21 protein-coding genes and 1 pseudogene are annotated in these 23,871 nt (G+C 61.3%); 18 read left to right on the top strand and 4 right to left on the bottom strand.

What is annotated here, in order from left to right:
- From QF039_RS18990 to QF039_RS19020, 7 genes are all read left to right on the top strand, one after another.
- Positions 1-873, top strand: coding sequence for an SDR family oxidoreductase (locus QF039_RS18990; RefSeq protein ID WP_307520078.1), 873 nt, complete (start codon positions 1-3; stop codon positions 871-873).
- 3 nt (positions 874-876) lie between these two features.
- Complete coding sequence (atuC, locus tag QF039_RS18995; protein ID WP_177028813.1) at positions 877-2,493, top strand: geranyl-CoA carboxylase subunit beta; 1,617 nt, start codon at positions 877-879, stop codon at positions 2,491-2,493.
- 71 nt (positions 2,494-2,564) lie between these two features.
- Positions 2,565-3,722 carry a citronellyl-CoA dehydrogenase gene (gene atuD / locus QF039_RS19000; protein WP_177081317.1) on the top strand — a complete coding sequence of 386 codons (1,158 nt, stop codon included), beginning with the start codon at positions 2,565-2,567 and terminating at the stop codon, positions 3,720-3,722.
- Positions 3,719-4,492, top strand: coding sequence for an enoyl-CoA hydratase/isomerase family protein (locus QF039_RS19005; protein WP_087695083.1), 774 nt, complete (start codon positions 3,719-3,721; stop codon positions 4,490-4,492). The genes atuD and QF039_RS19005 overlap by 4 nt, the downstream gene beginning before the upstream one ends.
- A 786-nt stretch (positions 4,493-5,278) precedes the next feature.
- Positions 5,279-7,207: an acetyl/propionyl/methylcrotonyl-CoA carboxylase subunit alpha gene (locus QF039_RS19010; RefSeq protein ID WP_307520085.1), complete on the top strand. Its 1,929-nt coding sequence runs from the start codon at positions 5,279-5,281 to the stop codon at positions 7,205-7,207.
- Between the two features lie 71 nt (positions 7,208-7,278).
- Positions 7,279-7,821 carry an exonuclease domain-containing protein gene (locus QF039_RS19015; RefSeq protein WP_003219774.1) on the top strand — a complete coding sequence of 181 codons (543 nt, stop codon included), beginning with the start codon at positions 7,279-7,281 and terminating at the stop codon, positions 7,819-7,821.
- Between the two features lie 47 nt (positions 7,822-7,868).
- Positions 7,869-8,153: a pyrimidine/purine nucleoside phosphorylase gene (locus QF039_RS19020; RefSeq protein WP_003183665.1), complete on the top strand. Its 285-nt coding sequence runs from the start codon at positions 7,869-7,871 to the stop codon at positions 8,151-8,153.
- 64 nt (positions 8,154-8,217) lie between these two features.
- On the opposite strand, the gene QF039_RS19025 is transcribed toward QF039_RS19020, so the two are convergent.
- A complete protein-coding gene (locus QF039_RS19025) occupies positions 8,218-9,024 on the bottom strand; it encodes an MOSC domain-containing protein (RefSeq protein ID WP_003219772.1) in 807 nt (268 codons plus the stop codon).
- A gap of 39 nt (positions 9,025-9,063) precedes the next feature.
- The gene (locus QF039_RS19030) at positions 9,064-9,999 is read right to left on the bottom strand and encodes a chemotaxis protein CheV (RefSeq protein WP_008430676.1); all 936 of its coding nucleotides are present in this window, start codon (positions 9,997-9,999) and stop codon (positions 9,064-9,066) included.
- Positions 10,000-10,548: 549 nt separating this feature from the next.
- Here QF039_RS19030 and QF039_RS19035 point away from each other — a divergent pair.
- From QF039_RS19035 to QF039_RS19045, 3 genes are all read left to right on the top strand, one after another.
- The gene (locus QF039_RS19035) at positions 10,549-10,992 is read left to right on the top strand and encodes a hypothetical protein (protein WP_003219767.1); all 444 of its coding nucleotides are present in this window, start codon (positions 10,549-10,551) and stop codon (positions 10,990-10,992) included.
- A 319-nt stretch (positions 10,993-11,311) separates the two neighbouring features.
- Positions 11,312-12,205 (top strand): sensor histidine kinase, encoded by an 894-nt coding sequence (locus QF039_RS19040; RefSeq protein WP_003219766.1) that lies wholly within the window; start codon positions 11,312-11,314, stop codon positions 12,203-12,205.
- A complete protein-coding gene (locus QF039_RS19045; protein WP_003219763.1) occupies positions 12,202-12,861 on the top strand; it encodes a response regulator transcription factor in 660 nt (219 codons plus the stop codon). The genes QF039_RS19040 and QF039_RS19045 overlap by 4 nt, the downstream gene beginning before the upstream one ends.
- Here the strand turns inward: QF039_RS19045 and yegS are convergent.
- A pseudogene (gene yegS, locus QF039_RS19050) lies at positions 12,823-13,747 on the bottom strand (lipid kinase YegS); the annotation flags it as partial. The gene QF039_RS19045 and the pseudogene yegS overlap by 39 nt on opposite strands.
- 176 nt (positions 13,748-13,923) lie before the next feature.
- Here yegS and QF039_RS19055 point away from each other — a divergent pair.
- The 3 genes from QF039_RS19055 (at position 13,924) to QF039_RS19065 (ending at position 17,730) form a co-directional block, all read left to right on the top strand.
- A complete protein-coding gene (locus QF039_RS19055) occupies positions 13,924-14,100 on the top strand; it encodes a hypothetical protein (RefSeq protein WP_003219760.1) in 177 nt (58 codons plus the stop codon).
- A 72-nt stretch (positions 14,101-14,172) separates the two neighbouring features.
- Complete coding sequence (locus QF039_RS19060) at positions 14,173-16,332, top strand: mechanosensitive ion channel family protein (RefSeq protein WP_003219758.1); 2,160 nt, start codon at positions 14,173-14,175, stop codon at positions 16,330-16,332.
- Positions 16,333-16,383: 51 nt separating this feature from the next.
- The gene (locus tag QF039_RS19065) at positions 16,384-17,730 is read left to right on the top strand and encodes an amidohydrolase (RefSeq protein WP_102369614.1); all 1,347 of its coding nucleotides are present in this window, start codon (positions 16,384-16,386) and stop codon (positions 17,728-17,730) included.
- A 382-nt stretch (positions 17,731-18,112) separates the two neighbouring features.
- On the opposite strand, the gene QF039_RS19070 is transcribed toward QF039_RS19065, so the two are convergent.
- On the bottom strand, positions 18,113-18,826 hold the full coding sequence (locus tag QF039_RS19070) for a UTRA domain-containing protein (protein WP_010166446.1): 714 nt from the start codon (positions 18,824-18,826) through the stop codon (positions 18,113-18,115).
- Between the two features lie 351 nt (positions 18,827-19,177).
- Here QF039_RS19070 and QF039_RS19075 point away from each other — a divergent pair, with 351 nt between their 5' ends.
- The 5 genes from QF039_RS19075 (at position 19,178) to QF039_RS19095 (ending at position 23,854) form a co-directional block, all read left to right on the top strand.
- The gene (locus QF039_RS19075; protein ID WP_003219752.1) at positions 19,178-20,245 is read left to right on the top strand and encodes an ABC transporter substrate-binding protein; all 1,068 of its coding nucleotides are present in this window, start codon (positions 19,178-19,180) and stop codon (positions 20,243-20,245) included.
- Positions 20,246-20,432: 187 nt separating this feature from the next.
- Complete coding sequence (locus QF039_RS19080; protein WP_102606234.1) at positions 20,433-21,239, top strand: alkaline phosphatase family protein; 807 nt, start codon at positions 20,433-20,435, stop codon at positions 21,237-21,239.
- A complete protein-coding gene (locus QF039_RS19085; protein ID WP_003219748.1) occupies positions 21,236-22,081 on the top strand; it encodes an ABC transporter permease subunit in 846 nt (281 codons plus the stop codon). Before QF039_RS19080 ends, QF039_RS19085 begins: the two co-directional genes overlap by 4 nt.
- On the top strand, positions 22,068-22,868 hold the full coding sequence (locus QF039_RS19090) for an ABC transporter permease (protein WP_003219747.1): 801 nt from the start codon (positions 22,068-22,070) through the stop codon (positions 22,866-22,868). Before QF039_RS19085 ends, QF039_RS19090 begins: the two co-directional genes overlap by 14 nt.
- A complete protein-coding gene (locus QF039_RS19095) occupies positions 22,865-23,854 on the top strand; it encodes an ABC transporter ATP-binding protein (RefSeq protein WP_177023415.1) in 990 nt (329 codons plus the stop codon). The genes QF039_RS19090 and QF039_RS19095 overlap by 4 nt, the downstream gene beginning before the upstream one ends.
- The last annotated feature ends 17 nt before the right edge of the window (positions 23,855-23,871 follow it).

Here is a 23,871-nt window from a genome sequence, read left to right on the forward strand (position 1 = left end):
GTGGCCTTCGACTCGATCTTCAAAGCCGACCTGTTCCAGGGGCAGACCATCATCGTTACCGGCGGCGGCAGTGGCATTGGCCGTTGCACCGCCCACGAGCTGGCAGCCCTCGGCGCCCATGTGATCCTGGTGGGGCGCAAGCCGGAAAAACTGCAAACGGTGGCGGCGGAGGTCAGTGAGGACGGCGGTCGCGCCAGCTGGCAGGCCTGCGATATTCGTGATGAAGAAGCGGTCAAGGGGCTGGTCGGCCAGGTCCTGCAGGAGCACGGCCCGATTCATGGCCTGGTGAACAACGCCGGCGGCCAGTACCCCTCGCCGCTCGCGTCGATCAACCAGAAGGGCTTTGAAACCGTGTTGCGCACCAACCTGGTGGGCGGTTTCCTGATGGCCCGGGAAGTGTTCAACCAGAGCATGAGCAAGCACGGCGGATCCATCGTCAACATGCTCGCCGACATGTGGGGCGGCATGCCCGGCATGGGCCACTCCGGTGCGGCACGTTCGGGCATGGACAACTTCACCAAGACCGCCGCCTTTGAATGGGGTTACGCGGGGGTGCGGGTCAACGCCGTGGCGCCGGGCTGGATTGCCTCCAGCGGCATGGACACCTACGAAGGCGCATTCAAGGCGGTGATCCCGACCTTGCGCGAGCATGTACCGCTCAAGCGCATCGGCACCGAATCGGAAGTCAGCGCGGCGATTGTGTTCTTGCTCAGCCCCGCCGCCGCGTTCGTCAGCGGCAGCACCTTGCGCATCGACGGCGCCGCCAGCCTGGGCAGCCGCGCATGGCCGCTGCACAAGGCGCAACCGCCGAGCGTGTCCTTTAATGGTTTCCACCGGGCTTACTTGCCGGACGTGCTCAAGGAGGAGAAATAAGCCATGCCGGTGATCGACTCGCAACTCGACGCCCACAGCCCGCAATTCGCGCAGAACCGCGAAGCGATGCTCACGGGCGTCAATCAATTGCGCCAGCTGGAGCAAAACCTGCTGGGCAAGGCCGCCGAAGCCAAGGCCAGGTTCGACAAGCGCGGGCAACTGCTGCCACGGGAACGCCTGAATTTATTGCTCGACCCCGGCGCGCCGTTCCTCGAACTGGCGAGCCTGGCCGGCTACAAACTGCACGATGACAAAGACGGCAGCGCCGCTGGGGGCGGGTTGATCGCCGGCATCGGCTACGTCAGCGGCGTGCGCATGCTGGTGGTGGCCAACAACAGCGCGATCAAGGGCGGGACCATTTCCCCCTCGGGCCTGAAAAAATCCCTGCGCCTGCAACAGATCGCCATGGAAAACAAACTGCCGGTGGTGACGCTGGCAGAAAGCGGCGGCGCCAACCTCAACTACGCCGCCGAGATTTTCGTCGAAGGCGCCCGCAGCTTCGCCAACCAGGCGCGGATGTCGGCCATGGGCCTGCCGCAGATCACCGTGGTGCATGGCTCGGCCACGGCGGGCGGCGCGTATCAGCCGGGTCTTTCGGATTACGTGGTGGTGGTGCGTGGCAAGGCCAAGCTGTTCCTGGCCGGCCCGCCGCTGCTCAAGGCCGCCACCGGCGAAGTCGCCACCGATGAAGAACTGGGCGGCGCCGAGATGCATGCACAAACCGCCGGCACCGCTGAATACCTGGCGGAAAACGACGCTGATGGTGTGCGCATCGTGCGTGAGATTGTCAGCCTATTGCCGTGGGATGACCGCTTGCCGCCTGTGCCAAAGCGCGCTTACAGCGAGCCGCTGTACCCGATTGACGAGCTGTTGGGGCTGATCCCCGACGATCCGAAAAAGCCCTACGACGTGCGCGAAATCCTCGCGCGGTTGGCGGATGCTTCCAACTTCCTGGAGTTCAAGGGCGAGTTCGACCCGCACACCGTCTGCGGCCACCTGCATATCCAGGGCCGGGCCTGCGGCTTTATCGGCAACAACGGGCCAATCACCCCGAAGGGGGCGAGCAAGGCCGCGCAATTTATCCAGCTGTGCGACCAGAGCCAGACACCGCTGCTGTTCTTCCACAACACCACCGGCTTCATGGTGGGCACCGAGTCAGAACAGCAAGGCGTGATCAAGCACGGCGCGAAGATGATCCAGGCGGTGGCCAATGCCCGGGTGCCGAAACTGACCATCGTCGTCGGCGGCTCCTACGGTGCCGGCAACTATGCGATGTGCGGCCGTGGGCTCGACCCGCGTTTCATCTTCGCCTGGCCCAACAGCCGCACCGCCGTGATGGGCGGCGCCCAGGCGGGCAAGGTGCTGCGGATCGTCACCGAAGCCAAGCAACTGAAAGACGGCCTGGTGCCCGACCCCAAGGTGCTCGATATGCTCGAACAGGTCACCGCACAGAAACTCGACAGCCAGTCCACCGCCCTTTATGGCAGCGCGAACCTGTGGGACGACGGGCTGATTGACCCACGGGATACACGGACCTTGCTCGGGTTTCTGCTGGACATCTGCCACGAGGCCGAGGTGCGGCAACTACAGCCCAACAGCTTTGGTGTGGCGCGGTTTTGATGATCGTTCCCACGCTCCGCGTGGGAATGCAGCCCGGGACGCCCCGCGTCCCCATAGGGAGAACAATAAAAATGATCTTCACCCAGGAACACGAAGCACTGCGTCGCACCGTCCGTGGCTTTGTCGAGCGCGAGATCAACCCGCATGTGGATGAGTGGGAAAAGGCCGGACGCTTTCCGATCCACGAGATCTTCCGCAAGGCCGGCGACCTCGGTTTGCTGGGTATCTCCAAGCCGGAAAAATTCGGTGGCATGGGCCTCGACTACAGCTACTCGATCGTCGCCGCCGAAGAGTTCGGCAGCATTCGCTGCGGCGGCATCCCGATGTCCATCGGCGTGCAGACCGACATGTGCACCCCGGCCCTCGCCCGCTTCGGCTCCGATGAATTGCGCGAAGAATTCCTGCGCCCGGCCATCAGCGGCGAACAGGTGGGCTGCATCGGCGTCTCGGAAACCGGCGCCGGCTCCGACGTGGCCGGGCTGAAAACCCATGCCCGCAAGGACGGCACCGACTACGTGATCAACGGCAGCAAGATGTGGATCACCAACTCACCGAGCGCCGACTTCATCTGCCTGCTGGCCAACACCTCGGACGACAAGCCGCACATCAACAAGTCGCTGATCATGGTGCCGATGAACACCCCCGGCATCAGCGTCAGCCCGCCCCTGGAAAAGCTCGGCATGCACAGCTCGGAAACCGCCCAGGTGTTTTTCGACGATGTGCGCATCCCCCAGCGCAACCGCATCGGCCATGAAGGTGCGGGATTCATGATGCAGATGCTGCAGTTCCAGGAAGAGCGGCTGTTCGGCGCGGCCAATATGGTCAAGGGCCTGGAGTACTGCATCGACAGCACCATCGAGTACTGCAAGGAACGCAAGACTTTTGGCAAGGCGCTGATCGACAACCAGGTGATCCACTTCCGCCTGGCCGAACTGTCCACCGAAATCGAATGCCTGCGGGCGCTGGTGTACCAGGCCACCGAGCAGTACATCAAGGGCCAGGACGTGACGCGCCTGGCCTCCATGGCCAAGCTCAAGGCCGGCCGCCTGGGCCGGGAAGTCAGCGACAGTTGCCTGCAATATTGGGGCGGCATGGGGTTCATGTGGGACAACCCGGTGGCCCGGGCTTATCGCGATGTGCGGCTGGTGTCGATTGGTGGTGGGGCGGACGAGATCATGCTGGGGATCATCTGCAAATTGATGGGCACCCTGCCGGGGAAGAAGTCGTGAACACGTTGTTGCTGGAACCGCATAACGGGGTGCTGCATGTGACCCTCAATCGGCCGGACAGCCGCAATGCCATGAGCCTGGAAATGGTCAACGAACTGCGTGCGGTACTGGCCGATGTGGCTGGGGACAAGAGCGTGCGGGCGTTGGTTATCAGCGGCGCGGGTGGGCATTTTTCGGCCGGTGGCGATGTGAAGGACATGGCTCGCGCGGGAGCCGCGGGCGGCTTGCAGGCGTTGAACCGGGCGTTCGGTACGCTGTTGCAGGAAGTGGAGGCGCTGCCGCAGGTGGTGATTGTGGTGCTTGAGGGTGCCGTGCTGGGCGGTGGGTTTGGGTTGGTGTGTGTCAGTGATGTAGCGATTGCGGATCATCAGGCGCAGTTTGGGTTGCCGGAGACCGGCCTTGGGTTGTTGCCGGCGCAGATTGCGCCGTTTGTGGTGAAGCGTATCGGGCTGACCCAAGCGCGGCGGCTGGCTTTGACGGCGGCGCGGTTTGATGGGGTTGAGGCGCTGCGGTTGGGGTTGGTGCATTTTGTGGAGCACGATCCGCAGGCGTTGGCGGAGCGGCTGGATGAGGTGTTGGGGCAGGTTTTGCGATGTGCTCCGGGGGCTAATGCGCGGACCAAGGCGTTGCTGCTGGCCAGTGGTGAGCAGGCTTTGGGGCCGTTGTTGGACCAGGCTGCCGAGTGGTTTGCCGAGGCGGTTTGTGGTGAGGAAGGGGTTGAGGGGACTCAGGCGTTTGTGCAGAAGCGCAGGCCGGGGTGGGCGCGATGAATCGGGGGCATATCCGTTATTTTTGTAATGGCGACTATTGGTTCCGCTCTTACAGCGGGTCACTTTTGAAAAGCGCAAAAGTAACCAAAACGCTCTTGCCCCACCACTCGGCACCTCGCCTAGGCTCGGTGTGCCCTCACTCCGGCTTTGGACCGTGGGCCGCCGTCCTGCCGGGTTACCCACGCTCCAAAGCCTGCGTTCGGCCAGCGTGGTTTAACGGGGCGCCCAAGATCAAGATCAAAAGCAGATCAACAGCACAGCGGCCTACCGGCCGGCTTGAGTGTTGAAGAGCAAAATCAAAAGCTAAAGCGGGCACAGTTCAAATGTAGGAGCTGGCTTGCCGGCGATGGCATCAACTGGGTGTACCTGATGCACCGAGGTGTCTGCATCGCCGGCAAGCCAGCTCCTACAGAAAAGCAGCTCTGCTTTCGCTCTGGCTTTTAACACTCAGGTCGGCTTTCAGGCCGCCGTGCTCTTGCTTTTGATTTTGATCTTGCTCTGACTGCCCCAATAAGCCCGAGGCCGAACGCAGGTATTGCGCAGCGGGTAAACCGGCAGGACGCCGGTTTAGCCGCGCCGGGCCATGGATGGCCCGTCGCGGCGGCCCGCGGAGTAATGCCGGAGTGAGGGAACGCCGAGCCACAGCGAGGCGCCGACAGGCGGGGCAGAGCGTTTTGGTTACTTTTGCGCTTTTCAAAAGTGACCCGCTGTAAGAGCGGAACCAATAGCAGCCGTTACCGCAGGAATGGATATGTACACGGTAAACGCCAACCCAAGGGGTCACTCATGTTCAACAAAATCCTCATAGCCAACCGTGGCGAAATCGCCTGCCGCATCCAGCGCACCGCCCAATCCCTGGGCTACCGCACCGTAGCAATCTACAGCGAAGCCGACACCGACGCCCTGCACGTCCAGATGGCCGACGAAGCCATCAACATCGGCCCCGCCCCCGTCACCCAGTCCTACCTGAACATCGAAGCCATCCTCAACGCAGCCCACCGCACCGGCGCCGACGCCATCCACCCCGGCTACGGCTTCCTCTCCGAAAACCCCGACTTCGCCCGAGCCTGCGCAAACGCCGGCCTCACCTTCATCGGCCCCAGCCCCGAAGCCATCGACCTGATGGGCAGCAAACGCCTCTCAAAAATCGCCATGCTCAACGCCGGCGTCCCCTGCATCAAGGGCTACCAAGGCCCCGACCAGGACGACCAAACCCTGCAACAACAAGCCACCCACATCGGCTACCCACTGATGATCAAGGCCAGCGCCGGCGGCGGCGGCCGCGGCATGCGCCTGGTACACAACCCCGACACCCTGCTGGAACACCTGCGCACCGCCCGCTCCGAAGCACAAAACGCCTTCGGCAGCGCCGAACTCATCCTCGAACAAGCCCTGATCGCCCCCCGCCACGTCGAAATCCAACTGTTCGGCGACACCCACGGCAACCTGATCTACCTCGGCGAACGCGACTGCTCGGTCCAGCGCCGCCATCAAAAAGTCATCGAAGAAGCCCCCTGCCCCGTCATGACCCCCGAGCTGCGCCAAGCCATGGGCGAAGCCGCCCTCAAGGCCGCGCGCGCCGTCAATTACGTCGGCGCCGGCACGGTGGAGTTCCTGCTCGACCGCGACGGCAATTTCTACTTCCTGGAAATGAACACCCGCCTGCAGGTCGAACACCCGGTCACCGAACTGATCACCGGCCTCGACCTCGTCGCCTGGCAACTGCACATCGCCGCCGGCCAACCTTTGCCCCTGAGTCAGGAACAAGTGACCCTAACCGGCCACGCCATGGAAGTGCGCCTGTACGCCGAAGACCCGGCCCAGGGCTTCCTCCCGCAAACCGGCGACGTACTGCGCTGGGACCCGGCGCCAGGTGTGCGCATCGATCATGGCGTGCTGGAAGGCCAGCGCATCACCCCGTTCTACGACTCGATGCTGGGCAAGATCATCGCCCACGGCGCCACCCGCGAAGAGGCCCGGCGCAAGCTGGTCAGGGCCGTGGAAGACTGCGTGCTGCTCGGCGTGCCCACCAACCAGCGCCTGCTGGCCAGCCTGCTCAAGCATCCACACTTCATCGCCGGCGATTTCAGCACCGGCTTTATTGCCGAACACTTCAGCGACATCCCGCGTACCCACGCGACCAACGAAGAGCTGGCCCTGGCCGCCGCGCTGTTTTACCAACACAGCGCCAGCGCTCACACCCAACCATTATCCGGCTGGCGCAACAACGCCAGCGTACCCTGGACCTGGCAATTGGCCGAACACGACGAGCCCCGGACCATCAGCCTCAGTGTGCTGGCGGACAATTGCCTGCACGTCGAGATTGATCAGCACGCCATCGAAATACGCGACCTCTCCACCGACGGACGCTGGGCCACCGCCGTTCTCAACGGCATTCGCCGTCGCATTGCCTACCACCTGCAAGGCACCCGGCTCTGGTTGCCCGGCGTGTGCATCAATGATCGAACCCAAACCGTCGCCACCCGCCAGGCCGAGGCCGGCAACGGCACGGTCAAGGCGCCGATGGATGGGGCAATTGTCGAAGTACGGGTCAGCGAAGGCGATTCGGTCAGCAAGGGCCAGCTGTTGCTGGTGCTGGAAGCGATGAAAATGGAGCACCCACTCAAGGCCGGCATGAGTGGCGTGGTCAAGCGAATCCAGGCGGTTGCAGGCGATCAGGTCAGGAACCGTCAGATTTTGCTGGAGATCGAGTAAGCCCTGGGCGGAACTAGCAGGCTTGGCTACGCTCTATCCCCATCAGGACGGGAAGAGTACGGGAACCTGCGATGCCTCATTGGCTGATTATTGATCTTGAAGCCACAACGGATGAAGGCGGCTGGCCCGTGACCGAGATGGAAATCATCGAAATCGGTGTGAGCCTGGTCAACCGCCAGGGCCGTGAACTGGACCATTTCCAGCGTTTCGTGCGGCCATTGCGCAGGCCGCTGCTGACGCCGTTCTGCCGCCAGTTGACCCACATCACCCAGGCGAATATCGACGCTGCCGCGCCGTTGATCGAGGTGTGGCCGCTGTTCGAACGCTGGCTTGGCCAGCACCAGGCACGCCTGGAAGGCTGGGCGAGCTGGGGTGACTACGATCGCCAGCAACTGGAACTGGAGTGGCAGCGCCATGGCTTGAGCAGCGTGCTGGGCCAGACGCCCCACGTGAACCTCAAGCAACGCTTCGCCAAGGCCCGGCGCCTGGACAAGCCGCTGGGGCTCAACGGCGCGCTGCAACTGGCCGGCATGCAGTTCCACGGCCAACAGCATCGGGCGCTGGAAGATGCACGCAATACCGCACGGCTGCTGCCGTTGATTTTGCCCGTGTAGAAGGCATACTGGCCGACCTTTCTTGACCCTTTTCCGAGGATTCGCCCATGTTTAAAGTCAACGAGTACTTCGACGGCACCGTCAAGTCGATCGCTTTCGGCACTGCAGAAGGTCCGGCGACCATCGGCGTCATGGCCCCGGGTGAATACGAGTTCGGCACTGCCCAGCGTGAAATCATGCACGTGGTATCGGGCGCACTGACCGTCAAGCTGCCAGACAGCACCGACTGGGAAACCTTCGCCGCCGGCAGCCAGTTCAACGTGCCAGCCAACAGCAAGTTCCAGCTGAAGGTGGCGGTCGACACCGCCTACCTGTGCGAATACCGCGGCTAAACGTTCGATAGCCAAAAAAAATGCCCGTCTCGCGAGAGACGGGCATTTTTCATTTCAGGGCTGCTTACTCCAGGATCGTCACCGGCATGCCGACTTCCAGGCGGCCCACCCCATCGTTGACCAGGTTCTGCCCGAACATCACATCGCCCTCTTGCTCGCGGTAGGTCTTGAGCGTGGCCAGCGGTTCGCGGTCGGCACTGCGCTCGCCACTCGCCGGGTCGATGGTGGTGAGGATGCAGCGTGAGCAGGACTTGACCACGCGAAACTCCACATCACCGATCCGTATCCGCTTCCAGCCGTCTTCGGCAAAGGCTTCGCTGCCCTCGATCACCAGGTTGGGGCGAAAACGCAGCATCTCCATGGGCCGACCGATACGCTGGGACAAGTCATCCAGGGACGCCTGGCCGATCAGCAGCAACGGAAAGCCATCGGCAAACGCGACCTTGTCATCATCCTTGCCGTAGCCGGCCTCGGTCGTGCGCGCACGGGACAGCGGCACTTGCACCAGCCGCGTGGGTTTGCCGATGAATTCGCTGAGCCAGGCGCCTGCCTCGTCACCGGCATCCGGCACGCGCAAGGTGTCACGCCAGATGGTCACGCCGCGCAACTCGGCATCGCTGCCAGGTAGTGGCACGTCAAGCGCAGGTTGGCCCTCGGCGCTCAAGGTCAGGCCACCGGCGCTGTTCCACAGTGCCGAAAGCTGGCTCATCCTGGCCACGGCGCGCTGGGTCAGGAAACGCCCGCTGGCCTCGTCCACCAACATCCAGCGTCGATCCCCGTCGAGCCCGAGTGTGTCCAGGCCGATCTGCTGCAAGGATTCACCCTTGCCGGACTTCAAGGGGTATCGGTACAACGCGCTGAGACGAAGCATGGGCCTGCATTCCTGAGGGACAAAGCCGTCACCCTAAGCTCAAGCCGGGACTTCGTCCAGCATCAGGCGCTGACGTACCACGTCCACCAACTTGTCGGGCTGGAACTTGGAGAGGAAGTTGTCGCAACCGACCTTCTTCACCATCGAGTCGTTGAAGCTGCCGGACAACGACGTATGCAGCACCACGTACAGGCTGCGCAGGCGCGGGTCGTTGCGAATCTCGGTGGTCAGGCGGTAGCCGTCCATCTCGGGCATTTCGGCGTCGGTGAAGATCATCAACAGCTTGTCGGTCATCACCTGGCCACTGTCGGCCCAGGCCTTGAGCATGTTCAGTGCCTTGAGGCCGTCGCTGGCAATGTGCATCTTCACCCCCAACTGTCCGAGGGTGTCACGCAGTTGCGAGAGGGCGACGTTGGAGTCATCCACCAGCAGCACTTCGCGGCCGCGGGCGCGTTCCAGCACCGGGTCTTCAAGTTTCTCGCGGGAAACCTTGGCGTTGTAGGGCACGATTTCGGCGAGGACTTTTTCCACGTCGATGATTTCCACCAACTGGTCATCGACCTTGCTGATGGCCGTCAGGTAATGCTGGCGCCCGGCACTTGCCGGCGGCGGCAGGATCGCCTCCCAGTTCATGTTGACGATGCGGTCGACGCCGCCCACCAGGAACGCCTGCACCGAGCGGTTGTACTCGGTGACGATAATGGTGCTGTTGGGGCCCGGAATCAGCGGACGCATGCCAATCGCCTGGGACAGGTCGATCACCGGCAACGTCTGCCCACGCAGGTTGACCACCCCGCAGACAAACGGGTGGCGCTGGGGCATCAGGGTCAACTTGGGCAGTTGCAGCACTTCCTGCACCTTGAACACGTTGATCGCGAACAGCTGCCGCCCGGCCAGGCGAAACATGAGGATCTCCAGGCGATTCTCACCCACCAATTGTGTGCGTTGATCTACCGTGTCGAGAATGCCGGCCATTAAAGACTCCTGGGGTTTAGCGGATGGATAGTGCTGGTCACTGAAGCAGGTTATCGGCGGCAAACGCCGGACCTTGACCCCCACTAAAATGCCATGCAAATCCATTGATGTCACACTGACATCATGCTTTACTGAACCCGCTTCAACGCAAGGCCCATCACCACCGCCGCGTGACCGCAAAGTCTGCGCGAGGTTCCGCTATGTAAGGGATTCCCCTATCCACAATCAGGACCAACCTGATATTCGCGATATCTAATAGCCATTAATGTGACGCCATTCTCATTGCATGAATGGAGTCAGGCTTTTGTTTGCTATCGCAAGCCCACGGCCAACGGATCATCCAGTGACTTATGTACTGGCACCCAAAGAAGTTGTGCGAATGCCCCTGGAAATTGTGGGGTACTCGGACGACGGCCGTCATTCAAATAAATTTCCTACTGAAAAGTCGGAACTGGCCTACAGATATTCGTCATATTTCAGCGGTAGTTTTACGCCATTCAACCGGTGCAACATCTCATCATCCGATCGTATGTTCTGGAGACTTGTGTGATGAACGACGGCAAAGAGTGGCAACTTGCACTTCCCGAGTTCCTCCTCGAAGCGGAAATGTTGCTGGCCAAGTCTGAAGAATGCTTGAGCCACCTGCATTTGATCCGCAACGACAGTGACGCGATCGACTGCATGAAAACCAACCTGATCAAGCTCGCGGAAAAATCCGAAGCCCTGGCCCTGAGGGCGATCAGCGAGTTCTCACGGCATATCCAGTACCTGATCAGCAACGCCGCCAGCCCCCTGCAACTGCATGACGAAGCACTTGATGCACTGCACAACTGCCTCACCCTGCTGGCCTGGCAACTGGAGTTGATCGATACAAAAACCGGCAAGCTCGGCCTGGATGAAACGGAACAAACCGTGTTGATCGCCACCGTTGTCCAACACATCCCCCAAAGCGATTTCGGCTATAAGCAACAACACAGGCCTTACGCTATTTGAGGCTTCTTCGCATTTAAGCGACAAAAATGTCGCATTCAATTGCCTGATTATCTAAAAACGACACCACAACTATTTATGCATCACGACGTCGTTAGCAGAAAAATATCAATAAGCCACTAACGACAATACTGATACAAAACAACTTCAATGATACAACTTCCCCACTCGTTGAACTCCGGGACTACCTTCCGGGACGCTGCCGTGATTAATACGCCTCATCCCGCTCGGCGCCAGGCGACCAACGGTAATAGTGGTGGTACCATGCCCCGCTCGAAGTGACTCAACTTCATGATGCATATAAACGTGAAATGCGCCTCCTATGTACGCCAGCCTGAAGTCACTCATCGCAAGGTCCGTGTCCCGAAGCAATGCACGCTGGATAACCCTCGCGCTATGCCTGTGCGCGTGCCTGCTCAGCCTGTGGGCTTATGCACACTCGGCCGATCTTCCCCTGGCGCTGTTGTCAGTGAACCTGGCCACCCTGCTGGTGGTGGGCTTGCAACAGTGGCGCTCACGCAAGTCCATCAAGTTCCAGCCCCAGGAGTTGGCCGACCGCCTGTTGCAGGTCCAGGAAAACGAACGTCATCGCCTCAGCCGCGAACTGCACGACGATATCGGCCAATTGTTGACCGCCGCCAAGCTGCAAAGTGAATGGCTCAAGCGCCGTCTTCCGGAAAACCTGCAGGGCCACTGTGCGGTGCTGTGCAACACCCTCAACGAAACCCTGGCCAAGGTGCAGGACGTGTCGGCCATCCTCAACCCCCGGCAACTGGCGAGCCTGGGCCTTGAGGCGAGCCTGCGGGCGCATCTGCTCAAGACCCTGGAAAACACCCGGGTAAGCTGGAGCCTGGAATGCCATCAACGGCTGACCGGCATCCCGGAAGAGATGGCTGTTGCCGCCTTTCGCATTACCCAGGAAGCCGTCACCAATATGCTGCGCCATGCCCAGGCACGTAACCTGCTGGTACGCCTGCAACGCCTGCCCGAAGGTCTGTCACTGTTTATCAGCGATGACGGCCAGGGCTTTTCGCCCGCCATCAACCCCGCCCAGGAAGGCCAGCGGGGCATGGCCGGGATGTCCGAGCGGATTGATCAACTGGGAGGCACATTGTCGGTCAATAGCCAGCCAGGCTCCGGGACGAGGATCGAAGCGCTTTTCCCCTGGGCGCCCCGCGCCCTCGAACGGGCCAACCCCCATAAGGTTCTAGAGTGACGTGCAACTTACTCCTGGTGGATGACCACTCCCTGATCAGGGCCGGCGTGCGTGCGCTGGTCATGGATATTCCCGGCTACGCGGTGATCGGTGAAGCGAGCGACGGCGCGCAGTTGCTGGAGCGGTTTGACGCGCTGCAACCCGACATCGTGCTGCTTGACCTGTCGATGAAGCACACCGGCGGGCTCGATGCATTGAAAGACCTCAAGCGCGCCTATCCGAAGAGCAAGGTGCTGATCCTGTCGATGCACACCGACCCGGAGCTGATCATGTGCGCGCTGGAGTCCGGCGCCCATGGCTACCTGCTCAAGGACACCACGGCCAATGAGCTGGAGCACGCGCTGCTGGCGTTGCGCAACAACGAACGCTACCTCAGCCCGGCAATCGCCCATACGGTGATCAACCAGGCGCTGATCCGCAATCAGGCCCAGGTCAACCCGCCGCCCCACAGCCACAACCTGACGGCACGCCAGTTGGAAATCCTGCGCTTGATCGTGCGCGGCAAGTCCACCCGTGAAATCGCCAATGGCCTGGGTCTGAGCATCAAGACCGTGGAAGCCCACCGCTCGCAGATCATGAAGCGCCTGCAGATTTTCGACGTGGCGGGCCTGGTGCTGTTCGCAGTGCGCGAACAGATCATCAGCCTTGACGATTAGTCAGCAACGGTGAGTCCTCCGGCAGATGCACCCGCAGTGCCTGGGGCAAGGCCGAGAAGTGCAAGTCGTCACCCTGGAGTGGTTCGCCGTCGAGGTTGATCGCCAGCCCTTCGGCAACCTTGATTTCGACCCACGGCAAGCGCGCCCGCACAAACATATTGTCCAGGCCCCAGCCGTCCGTCATCAGGTTGCGCAGGGTGCCGACCACTTCCTGCGGCGCCGGCAAGATGCTGATATCCAACAAACCATCATCGGCCAGGGCGCCGGGGCACAGCACGTGGCCACCACCGGCCTGGCGCCCGTTGCCGATGCCCAGGGCCAGCAGCTCGCCGCGCCAGTGAAAGTCAGGGCCCTGCAATTCACCGTAGGCCGCGCGCAACTCGCTGAAGCGTGACAGGCCGGTGAACAGATAGGCCGCGCCACCGAGGACTTTCTTCAAGTCTTCGGAGGTGTTGGCAGTGACCTGGCTGCCAAAACCACCAGTGGCCATATTCAGGAAGATCTGCCCGCCTACTTCGCCCAGGTCGATGGCACGGGCCGGTACATCCAGCAGGTCCAGAGCCTGCTCGGGCTCCAGCGGCACACCGGCGGCGCGGGCAAAATCGTTGGCGGTACCGAGGGGCATCAGCACCAGGCTGGCCTCGGTCTTGGCCCGGGCCATGGCCTCGGCCACATCCCGCAGGGTGCCGTCACCGCCGCCGGCAATCAGCCGCGTGTAGCCATCGGCAAGGGCCTGATCGACAAACCGCTGGGCATCGCCACCCTCCCACGTCACCCGTACGGCCAGGTCCCAGCCCTGCTCGCGCTTGCCCTGCACTGCCGCCCGCACCTCTTCGTTGAGGGCTTGCTTGCCGTGCAGAATCAACAGTGCCTTGGGTGTGCTCATGGATGAATGCTCCTGGGTTTAAGGTTCCTGAGGGATGTTGACCGTGGCCAATCGAAAAAAAGCCATCGGATGTAGAAATTAACCGGGTTTTGTAGCGTTTCTGACACGGATCAACTCGCACTTGGCGAAATCGACCTAGACTTATACCTATTCCCACCCGACAAGGCCGTCGCACCATGATCACCATGTCCGCCTTCCACTCCATGCTTATCCCCATCCTGACCGGCATGATCCTCCTGGCCATCGGCTTCAACTTCCGCGACAAACCCATCGGTGTGTTCGGCATGTGGATCGGCATGCTGCTGATCCTCGGCACCGTGGTTTACAAGATCCTCGCCAAACTCGCCGAATGACAATCTCACTCGCATTGCACATGACGGCCTCGTACACTCGGTCAATTCGTCGTTTTTAAGGTTGACCGCCTCGTGCTTGCCCGTCTGTTTGCCCTGCCCTGTTGCCTGCTTTTCTGCCTGCTGACCCTGCTGCCCATGGCGCCTGCCCACGCCGTGAGCCTGCCGGGGCTGCTGGGCAGCAACACCAAAACCCAGCCGCAAGCCGACGTCCCGTTGGGCCAGTCCCTGGACGAGGTGATCAAGACCCTGGAAAACGACCAGCAGCGCACCAAGCTGCTGAGCGACCTGAAAAAGCTTCGTGAGACCACGCAAAAGGCCCAGCCCGCCGCCGAACTGGGTGTGCTCGGTTTGATCGGCGGTACGCTGTCGAGCCTGGAGCAACAATTCTCCGGTGCCGACAGCCCGCTCAATCGCTGGTCCAACGAGTTTGACCAGGCCAAGGATGAACTCACCGCACTGATGCTGCCGGCCAGCGAATGGCTGCCGATCATCTTTGCCTTTGCCATGATCCTGATGCTCTGGAGCCTGCTGGCCGCGATCCTGATCTGGCTCAGCCACCGGGTGCGCGAGCGCTTCGGCCTGACCGAAGAACTGCCGCAACACCCCAAGACCTGGGACCTGCTGCGCTTTGCCCTGCGCAAGCTCGGCCCGTGGCTGATCGCGTTGGTGATCACCGTCTACATGAGCTACGCACTGCCCTCGTCCCTCGGCAAATCCCTGGCAATGGTGCTGGCCTATGCGCTGGTGGTGGGCACCTGCTTCTCGGCGATCTGCGTGGTCGCGTTTTCCGTACTCGACGGCCCGCACCGTCACCGCGCGTTGTACATCCTGCGCCACCAGGCCTTCCGGCCGTTATGGCTGATCGGCAGCTTTGCCGCCTTTGGCGAAGCCGTCAGCGACCCGCGCCTGGCCGAGAGCCTGGGCCAGCACCTGTCCCATGTCGCCGCGACCATCGCCAATGTCATGGCCGCGCTGTCCACCGGTGTGTTCATCCTGCGATTCCGCCGGCCGATTGCGCACCTGATCCGCAACCAGCCGCTGTCCCGCCGCCTGACCCGCCGCGCCCTGAGTGACACCATCGAAATCGTCGGCACCTTCTGGTACCTGCCGGCGTTGCTGCTGGTGGGCATCTCGCTGTTCGCCACCTTCGTCTCCGCCGGCGACACCAGCACCGCCCTGCGCCAGTCGTTGTTGTGCACGGTGTTGCTGGTGCTGTGCATGGTGATCAACGGCCTGGTGCGCCGCCATTCACTCAAGCCGCAGCGTGGACACAAGCGCCATGCGCTGTACTCCGAGCGCCTGAAAAGCTTCGTCTACACCCTCGCCCACCTAGTGGTGTGGCTGGTGTTTATCGAACTCGGCCTGCGGGTCTGGGGCCTGTCGCTGATCCGCTTTACCGAAGGCGACGGGCATGAAATCAGCGTCAAGCTGTTCGGCCTTGCCGGCACATTGCTGTTTGCCTGGCTGATCTGGATCCTCAGCGACACCGCGATCCACCACGCCCTCACCCGCTCGCGCAAAGGCCTGGCCAATGCGCGTGCGCAGACGATGATGCCGTTGATTCGCAACGTGCTGTTCGTGACCATCTTCATCATTGCCGCCATCGTCGCCCTGGCGAACATGGGCATGAACGTCACGCCGCTGCTGGCGGGTGCCGGTGTGATCGGCCTGGCCATCGGTTTTGGTGCACAGTCGCTGGTGGCGGATTTGATCACCGGCCTGTTCATCATTATCGAAGACTCCCTGGCGATTGATGACTACGTGGATGTCGGCGGCCACCTGGGGACGGTCGAAGGCTTGACCATCCGTACCGTGCGCCTGCGGGACATCGACGGCATCGTGCATACGATCCCGTTCAGTGAAATCAAAAGCATCAAGAACTACTCCCGGGAGTTCGGCTACGCGATCTTCCGGGTGGCGATTCCCTACAACATGGAAATCGACGACGCCATCAAGCTGATGCGCGACGTCGGGCAGAAGATGCGCAACGACCCGTTGCAGCGGCGCAATATCTGGTCGCCGCTGGAGATTCAGGGTGTAGAAAGTTTCGAGTCCGGCAGTGCGATTCTTCGCGCCCGCTTCAAGACCGCGCCGATCAAGCAGTGGGAGGTTTCGCGGGCGTTCAACCTGTCGCTCAAGCGTCACCTCGACGAAGCCGGGCTGGACCTGGCCACCCCGCGCTTGAGCGTGCAAGTGGTGACAGCGGCGGGAGGCGTGCAAGAGAAAGAGTAAGCGCTGCCCGGATGACGTCAGGATCAACAACAATAATCATGGAGAGTCCTTATGCGTTTGACCGGTCTTACACACCAATGGGTATTCGGCCTGCTGTGCGGTGTCGCCAGCAGCGCGGTCATCGCCGCCAGCAGCGGCCAGGACAGTGCCCGTGAAACCATCGCCGCCCAGGCCAAAGTACTGGAACCGGCCTTGCTGGAAACCCGGCGCGACATCCACGCCCATCCTGAACTGGGCAACACCGAACATCGCACCGCGGAGCTGGTGGCCAAGCAGCTGCGGGAGATGGGGCTGGAGGTCAAGACTGGCGTGGCGCGCACGGGCGTTGTCGCCATCCTCAAGGGCGCCCTGCCCGGCCCGACCGTGGCCTTGCGCGCCGACATGGATGCGCTGCCGGTCAAGGAAGTCTCCGGCCTGCCCTTCGCCTCGAAGGCCAAGGGTGTGTACCTCGATAAAGAAGTCGACGTGATGCACGCCTGCGGCCACGACGCCCACACCGCCATCCTGCTGAGCACGGCGAAAATCCTTACAGGTATGCGCGATCGTCTGCCTGGGACCGTGGTGTTTTATTTCCAGCCGGCTGAAGAAGGCCCGAGCGACTTTATCCCCGACGGTAAAAACACTTGGGGCGCGAAGATGATGGTGCAGGAAGGGCTGATGAAATCGCCCAAGCCGGATGCCGTTTTTGGGCTGCATGTGTGGGCCGGGGTGCCTGCGGGGCAGATTGCGTATCGGCCGGGGCCGACGCTGGCGAGCTCGGATGACCTGCGGATCAAGATCCTGGGCAAGCAGACCCATGCGGGGCGGCCGTGGGATGGGATCGATCCGATTACCGTGGGGGCGCAGGCCATTGTGGGGCTGCAGACGGTGGTCAGTCGGCGTACCGACATTTCTTCGTTTCCGGCGGTGGTGAGTATTGGCACCATCAACGGAGGGACGCGGTACAACATCATTCCTGAGTCGGTGGATATGAGTGGGACCATTCGCTCCTACGACTATGGCATTCGCCAGAAGCTGCATGCGGATGTGCGGCAGACCGTCGAGAAAATCGCCGAGAGTGGTGGGGCGAAGGCTGAGGTGACGATCATTGAGAAGTACGATCCGACCATCAACAACCCGGCGCTGACCGAAAAGATGCTGCCGAGTTTGCGTTGGGCGGCGAATGGGGATGTGGTCAACGCGCCGTTGGTGGGTGGGGCTGAGGACTTCTCGTTTTATGCCAAGGAAGCGCCAGGGTTGTTTGTGTTTCTGGGGGTGACGCCGAGGGATCAGGACATGAGCAAGGCGGCACCGAATCATAATCCGGGGTTCTTTGTGGATGAGTCGGCGTTGGTGGTTGGGGTACGGACGTTGGCTTCGTTGGCGACGGATTATTTGTATGCCAATGCGGCGGATTGAGGGTATATCCGTTATTCAGGTAACGGCCGCCTAGGGTTCCGCTCTTGCCCCACCACTCTGCACCTCGCTCGGGCTTAAGTGTGGTGAAGCAACAGCAAACCCAAAGGCGGACACGATCCAAATGTGGGAGCGGGCTTGCTCGCGAAGGTCGTTAACGATGACGTGGGTATCCTGACTCAACGCGGCGCCCTCAGGTTTTTCGCGAGCAAGCCCGCTCCCACATAAAGCGGCTCTGCTTTTGCTCTAACACTCAGGTCATCGGGGTAAAGCCCTGTGCTTACTTGGGGCTGGGCCGGCATTCCGGCTGTTCAAAAGTGAGCCGCTGTGAGAGCGGAACCAAAAGCCGTCGTGACCTAGATAACGGATACACACAGGCAAAACGTCAAACCACATCCACCCCCACATGAATCGCATCATGCCGCCAAAACTCCAGATCACAATCAATCAACCGCTCATGCTGATCATAATTAACCCGAGCAATCCGCAACCCCGGGCTCCCCACCGACACCCTCAACGCCGCCGCCGCCTCAACCTGCAATGACGTCGGCACAATCTCAAACCGCACCCGCCCGTAGTGCAAGTCATACACCCGCGCATACAACTCCGTAATCGACTGATTCAAATCACACTCCAGAATCCCCGGAAAATACTGCGGGTTCAGATAGTGCTCCACATACAACACCAACCGCCCATCAATCCTGCGCCCCCGGCAAATCTGAATCACACTGGACAACGCCGGCAACTGCAACCACGCACACACCGCCGCCGAAGCCGGCTGCAACCGCGCCGAAATCACCTCGGTCGACGGCACCCGCCCCTGGGCACTCACCATCGCGTGAAAATGACTGCGCTGCATCAGGTTATAGGCAAGCCTGGGCGGCGACACAAACCACCCCCGCCGCTCCTCGCGATAAATCTGCCCTTGTGCCTCAAGTTGTAACAAGGCTTCCCGCACCGTAATCCGGGTGGTACCAAACAACTCGCTGAGCTTGCGCTCGGCCGGCAGCTTACTGGCAGGCGCCAACAAGCCATGGTCGATCTGCTCTTGCAGCGCCAGGCCAATGGTTGTCACCGCCTTGGTTGCCTCATCACGCATCAACGTTACCTATCTGGACTAGACCAGCACTATTCAGGTGCACAAAACGCCCGCTAAACGCGCCTCTGCTGTTGCGTGCAAGCCTAGGCATTGCACATGACCGACAGATGACAGCGCCTCGCGACGTGCTGCCACAAGACCTGCAATACATCGGCCAAGTCCAAGGCTTCCGGGCGGTTGGGCATGGTCTACGCTTACCCGGTGATCCCCCGTCCAGGCCAACAAAAAACGACATCGACATGAAACTGTCATCCGCCACGCCTAAATTGGCTCGTGTATTGCTGACCTAGACCAACACCACCGCAAACGTCGATAAAAACGCAGCGTTGAAAACGCCCAAAGGAGCTTCGGATGAAACAGCTTTTCCTGGCATCACTGTTAGGCTCGACCATTGCCATGTGCACCGCCGCCATGGCCGCTGATACCGATCTAAAAACCCTGGAAGCCGCCGCGAAAGCGGAAGGCGCCGTCAACAGCGTCGGCATGCCCGATGACTGGGCCAACTGGAAAGGCACCTGGGACGACCTGGCCAAGACCTACGGCCTCAAGCACATCGACACCGACATGAGCTCCGCCCAGGAAGTCGCCAAGTTTGCGGCAGAGAAAGACAACGCCAGCGCCGACATCGGCGACGTGGGTGCAGCCTTCGGCCCGATCGCGGTGAAACAGGGCGTTACCCAACCGTACAAACCGACCACCTGGGCACAAGTCCCGGATTGGGCGAAAGACAAGGACGGTAACTGGGCCCTGGCCTACACCGGCACCATCGCCTTTATCGTCAACAAAAAACTCCTGCACGGCTCCGAAGCTCCGAAAAGCTGGGCTGACCTGAAGACCGGCAAATACAAGGTTTCCATCGGTGACGTGAGCACCGCCGCCCAGGCTGCCAACGGCGTACTCGCCGCCGCACTGGCCAACGGTGGCGACGAGAAGAACATTCAGCCGGCGCTGCTGATGTTCGCCGACATCGCCAAGCAAGGCCGCCTGTCGCTGGCCAACCCAACCATCGCCACCATGGAAAAAGGCGAAGTGGAAGTGGGCGTGGTCTGGGACTTCAACGGCCTGAGCTACAAGGCCAAGATGGCCAACCCGGATGACTACGTGGTGCTGATCCCATCGGACGGCTCGGTGATTTCCGGCTACACCACCATCATCAACAAATACGCCAAGCACCCGAACGCCGCCAAGCTGACCCGCGAATACATCTTCAGCGACGCCGGCCAGACCAACCTGGCGCGTGGCAATGCGCGGCCGATCCGTGCCGAGCACCTGACCTTGCCAGCCGACGTACAGGCCAAGCTGCTGCCTAACGAGCAGTACAAGAAAGTCACGCCGATCAAGGACGCCGACGCTTGGGAGAAGACCTCCAAGGCACTGCCGCAGAAGTGGCAGGAAGAAGTCATCATCAATATGCAATAAGGCTTAATACGCCTGTTCAAGTGGAACGCGGTCAGTGTGGGAGCTGGCTTGCCTGCGACAGCAGTATGACATTCAGCAGCATTGTCGACTGACACACCGCTATCGCAGGCAAGCCAGCTCCCCCATTTGATCGGTGTTCCAACCGAAAAACCGAGTCAAGCCTATTTGTTGCGGAGCCCCAGCCCCTATGAAGCACAACGTCATCCTTGTCGTGCTCGACGGCCTGAATTACGAGGTTGCCCGACACGCCATGGGGCACTTGCAGGCCTATGTCGGCGCAGGACGCGCAGCACTGTACAAACTGGAATGTGAACTGCCGGCCCTGTCCCGGCCACTGTACGAATGCATCCTCACCGGCGTCCCGCCGATCGAGAGCGGCATCGTCCACAACAACGTCTCGCGCCTGTCCAACCAGCGCAGCATTTTCCATTACGCCACCGACGCCGGTTTATCCACGGCGGCGGCGGCGTATCACTGGGTCAGCGAGTTGTATAACCGCTCGCCCTTTATCGCCGCCCGGGATCGGCATACCAGCGACCCGGCCCTGGCGATCCAGCACGGGCATTTCTACTGGAATGACCACTACCCGGACTCGCACCTGTTTGCCGACGCCGAAAGCCTGCGCCTCAAACACGCGCCGAATTTCCTGGTGGTGCACCCGATGAACATCGACGATGCCGGCCACAAGCACGGCCTCGACACCCCGCAATACCGCAACAGCGCGCGCTCGGCCGACATCATCCTCGCCGACTACCTGCAAGGCTGGCTCGACGCCGGTTACCAGGTACTGGTGACGGCCGACCACGGCATGAACAACGACCGCTCCCACAACGGCCTGCTGCCGGAAGAACGGGAAGTGCCGCTGTTTGTGCTGGGTGATGCCTTCAGCCTCGACACCCACGCCACGCCCAAACAAACCGAGCTGTGCGGCACCGTCTGCGAGCTGTTGGGTGTACCCCACGACAAACCTGTATGCCGGGAGCTGTTGAAGTGAATTCAGTGATCCGCGGCAAATGGCTGGCCGCCTTGTGCCTGGTGCCCTTCGCCATCTTCTTTATCGTGTTCGAAATCGCCCCGCTGGTGTGGGTGATGATCAGCAGCGTCCAGTCCGAAGAGTTCGGCTGGGGCCTGGCCAACTTCAGCAAGATCTTCAGCTCGAAGTTCTATATGCAGGCGATCCAGTACAGCCTGGAAATCAGTTTCTACTCCAGCGTGTTCGGGATCATCATCGCCGTACTCGGCAGCTACTCGCTGCGCCGGGTCGACGGGCCGCTGCGCAATTTCGTGACCGCGTTCGCCAACATGACCAGCAATTTTGCCGGCGTACCCCTGGCCTTCGCCTTCATCATCCTGCTGGGGTTCAACGGCAGCATCACCATCATGCTCAAGCAGGCGGGGATCATTCAGGACTTCAACCTGTACTCCAAGACCGGCCTGATCATCCTTTATACCTACTTCCAGATTCCCCTCGGCGTGTTGCTGCTCTACCCGGCCTTTGATGCACTGCGTGAAGACTGGCGCGAGTCTGCTTCATTGCTCGGCGCGGACGGCTGGCAGTACTGGCGGCACATCGGTCTGCCGGTGCTGACCCCGGCGCTGCTGGGCACCTTCGTGATCCTGCTGGCCAACGCTCTCGGCGCCTACGCCACGGTGTACGCGCTGACCACCGGCAACTTCAACGTGCTGCCGATCCGCATCGCGGCGATGGTCTCCGGCGATATTTCCCTGGACCCGAACATGGCCAGTGCCCTGGCCGTGGTGCTGGTGGCGCTGATGACCGTGGTGACCGTGGTCCATCAACTGCTGCTCAAGAGGAGCTACCATGTCTCGCGCTGAACCTGGCTCGGCCGCCCTCTACCACCGCGTAGTGGTGTATCTGTTGTTTGCAATCCTGGTGCTGCCGTTGCTCGGCACCCTGGTCTACTCCATCGCCAGCAGTTGGTCGGCGACCATCCTGCCATCCGGCTTTACCTTTAAATGGTATATCCAGCTGTGGAGTGACCCGCGCTTCCTGAATGCCTTCGGCCAGTCGCTGCTGGTGTGCGTTGGCGCGCTGATCTTGTCGGTGGTGCTGATCCTGCCGCTGCTGTTTGTGGTGCATTACCACTTTCCAAAACTCGATGCGCTGATGAACATTTTGATCCTGCTGCCCTTCGCGGTGCCGCCGGTGGTGTCGTCGGTGGGGCTGTTGCAGCTCTATGGCTCGGGTCCATTTGCGATGGTGGGTACGCCGTGGATCCTGATCGGTTGCTACTTCACCGTGGCGCTGCCGTTCATGTATCGGGCGATCACCAACAACCTGCAAGCGATCAACCTGCGGGACCTGATGGACGCCGCCCAACTGCTCGGTGCCAGCACCTTCCAGGCGGCGTTCCTGGTGGTGTTGCCGAACCTGCGCAAGGGCTTGATGGTGGCATTGCTGCTGTCGTTCTCGTTCCTGTTCGGCGAGTTCGTGTTCGCCAACATCCTGGTGGGCACCCGCTACGAAACCCTGCAGGTGTACCTCAACAATATGCGTAACAGCAGCGGCCACTTCACCAGTGCCCTGGTGATCTCCTATTTCTTCTTCGTGCTGGTGCTGACCTGGGCCGCCAACATCTTGAACAAGGACAAAAGCCAATGAGCTTCGTCAGCGTCCAACACCTGCAAAAAGGCTACGCCGGTACGCCGGTATTCAGTGACATCAACTGCGAAATCGCCAAGGGCGAATTCGTCACCCTGCTTGGCCCGTCGGGCTGCGGCAAGTCGACCCTGCTGCGCTGCATCGCCGGCCTGACCTCGGTGGACAGCGGGAAAATCCTGCTGGATGGCCAGGACATCGTCCCGCTGAGCCCACAGAAACGGCATATCGGCATGGTGTTCCAGAGCTACGCGCTGTTCCCCAACATGACGGTGGAACAGAACGTCGCCTTCGGCCTGCGCATGCAGAAGGTCAATGCCGACGACAGCCACAAACGCGTGCAGGAAGTGTTGCAACTGGTGGAGCTGAAAGAACTCGCCGGCCGCTACCCGCACCAGATGTCCGGCGGCCAGTGCCAGCGCGTGGCCCTCGCCCGCTCGCTGGTGACGCGCCCGCGCCTGCTGTTGCTCGACGAGCCGTTGTCGGCCCTCGATGCACGGATTCGCAAGCACCTGCGTGAACAGATTCGCCAGATCCAGCGTGAGCTGGGCCTGACCACCATCTTCGTGACCCATGACCAGGAAGAAGCCCTGACCATGTCCGACCGGATCTTCCTGATGAACCAGGGCAAGATCGTACAGAGCGGCGATGCCGAGACCCTCTACACCGCGCCGGTGGATGTGTTCGCCGCCGGCTTTATCGGCAACTACAACCTGCTGGACGCCGACAAGGCCAGCAAACTGTTGCAGCGCCCGGTCACCGGGCGCATCGCCATTCGCCCGGAGGCCATTGAGCTCAGCCGCAGCGGTGAGCTGGATGCGTTGGTGCGCAGCCACAGCCTGTTGGGCAACGTGATTCGCTACCGCATCGAAGCCCGGGGCGTGGAATTGGTGGTGGATGTGCTTAACCGCTCGGCTGACGATCTGCACCCGGATGGTCAGAGATTGGCACTTTCCATCGACCCAAGTGCGTTGTGTGAAGTAGCCTGACGCACGATTTATTTGAG

The sequence above is a fragment of the Pseudomonas sp. W2I6 genome (genome assembly GCF_030815935.1).
Lineage (GTDB): Bacteria > Pseudomonadota > Gammaproteobacteria > Pseudomonadales > Pseudomonadaceae > Aquipseudomonas.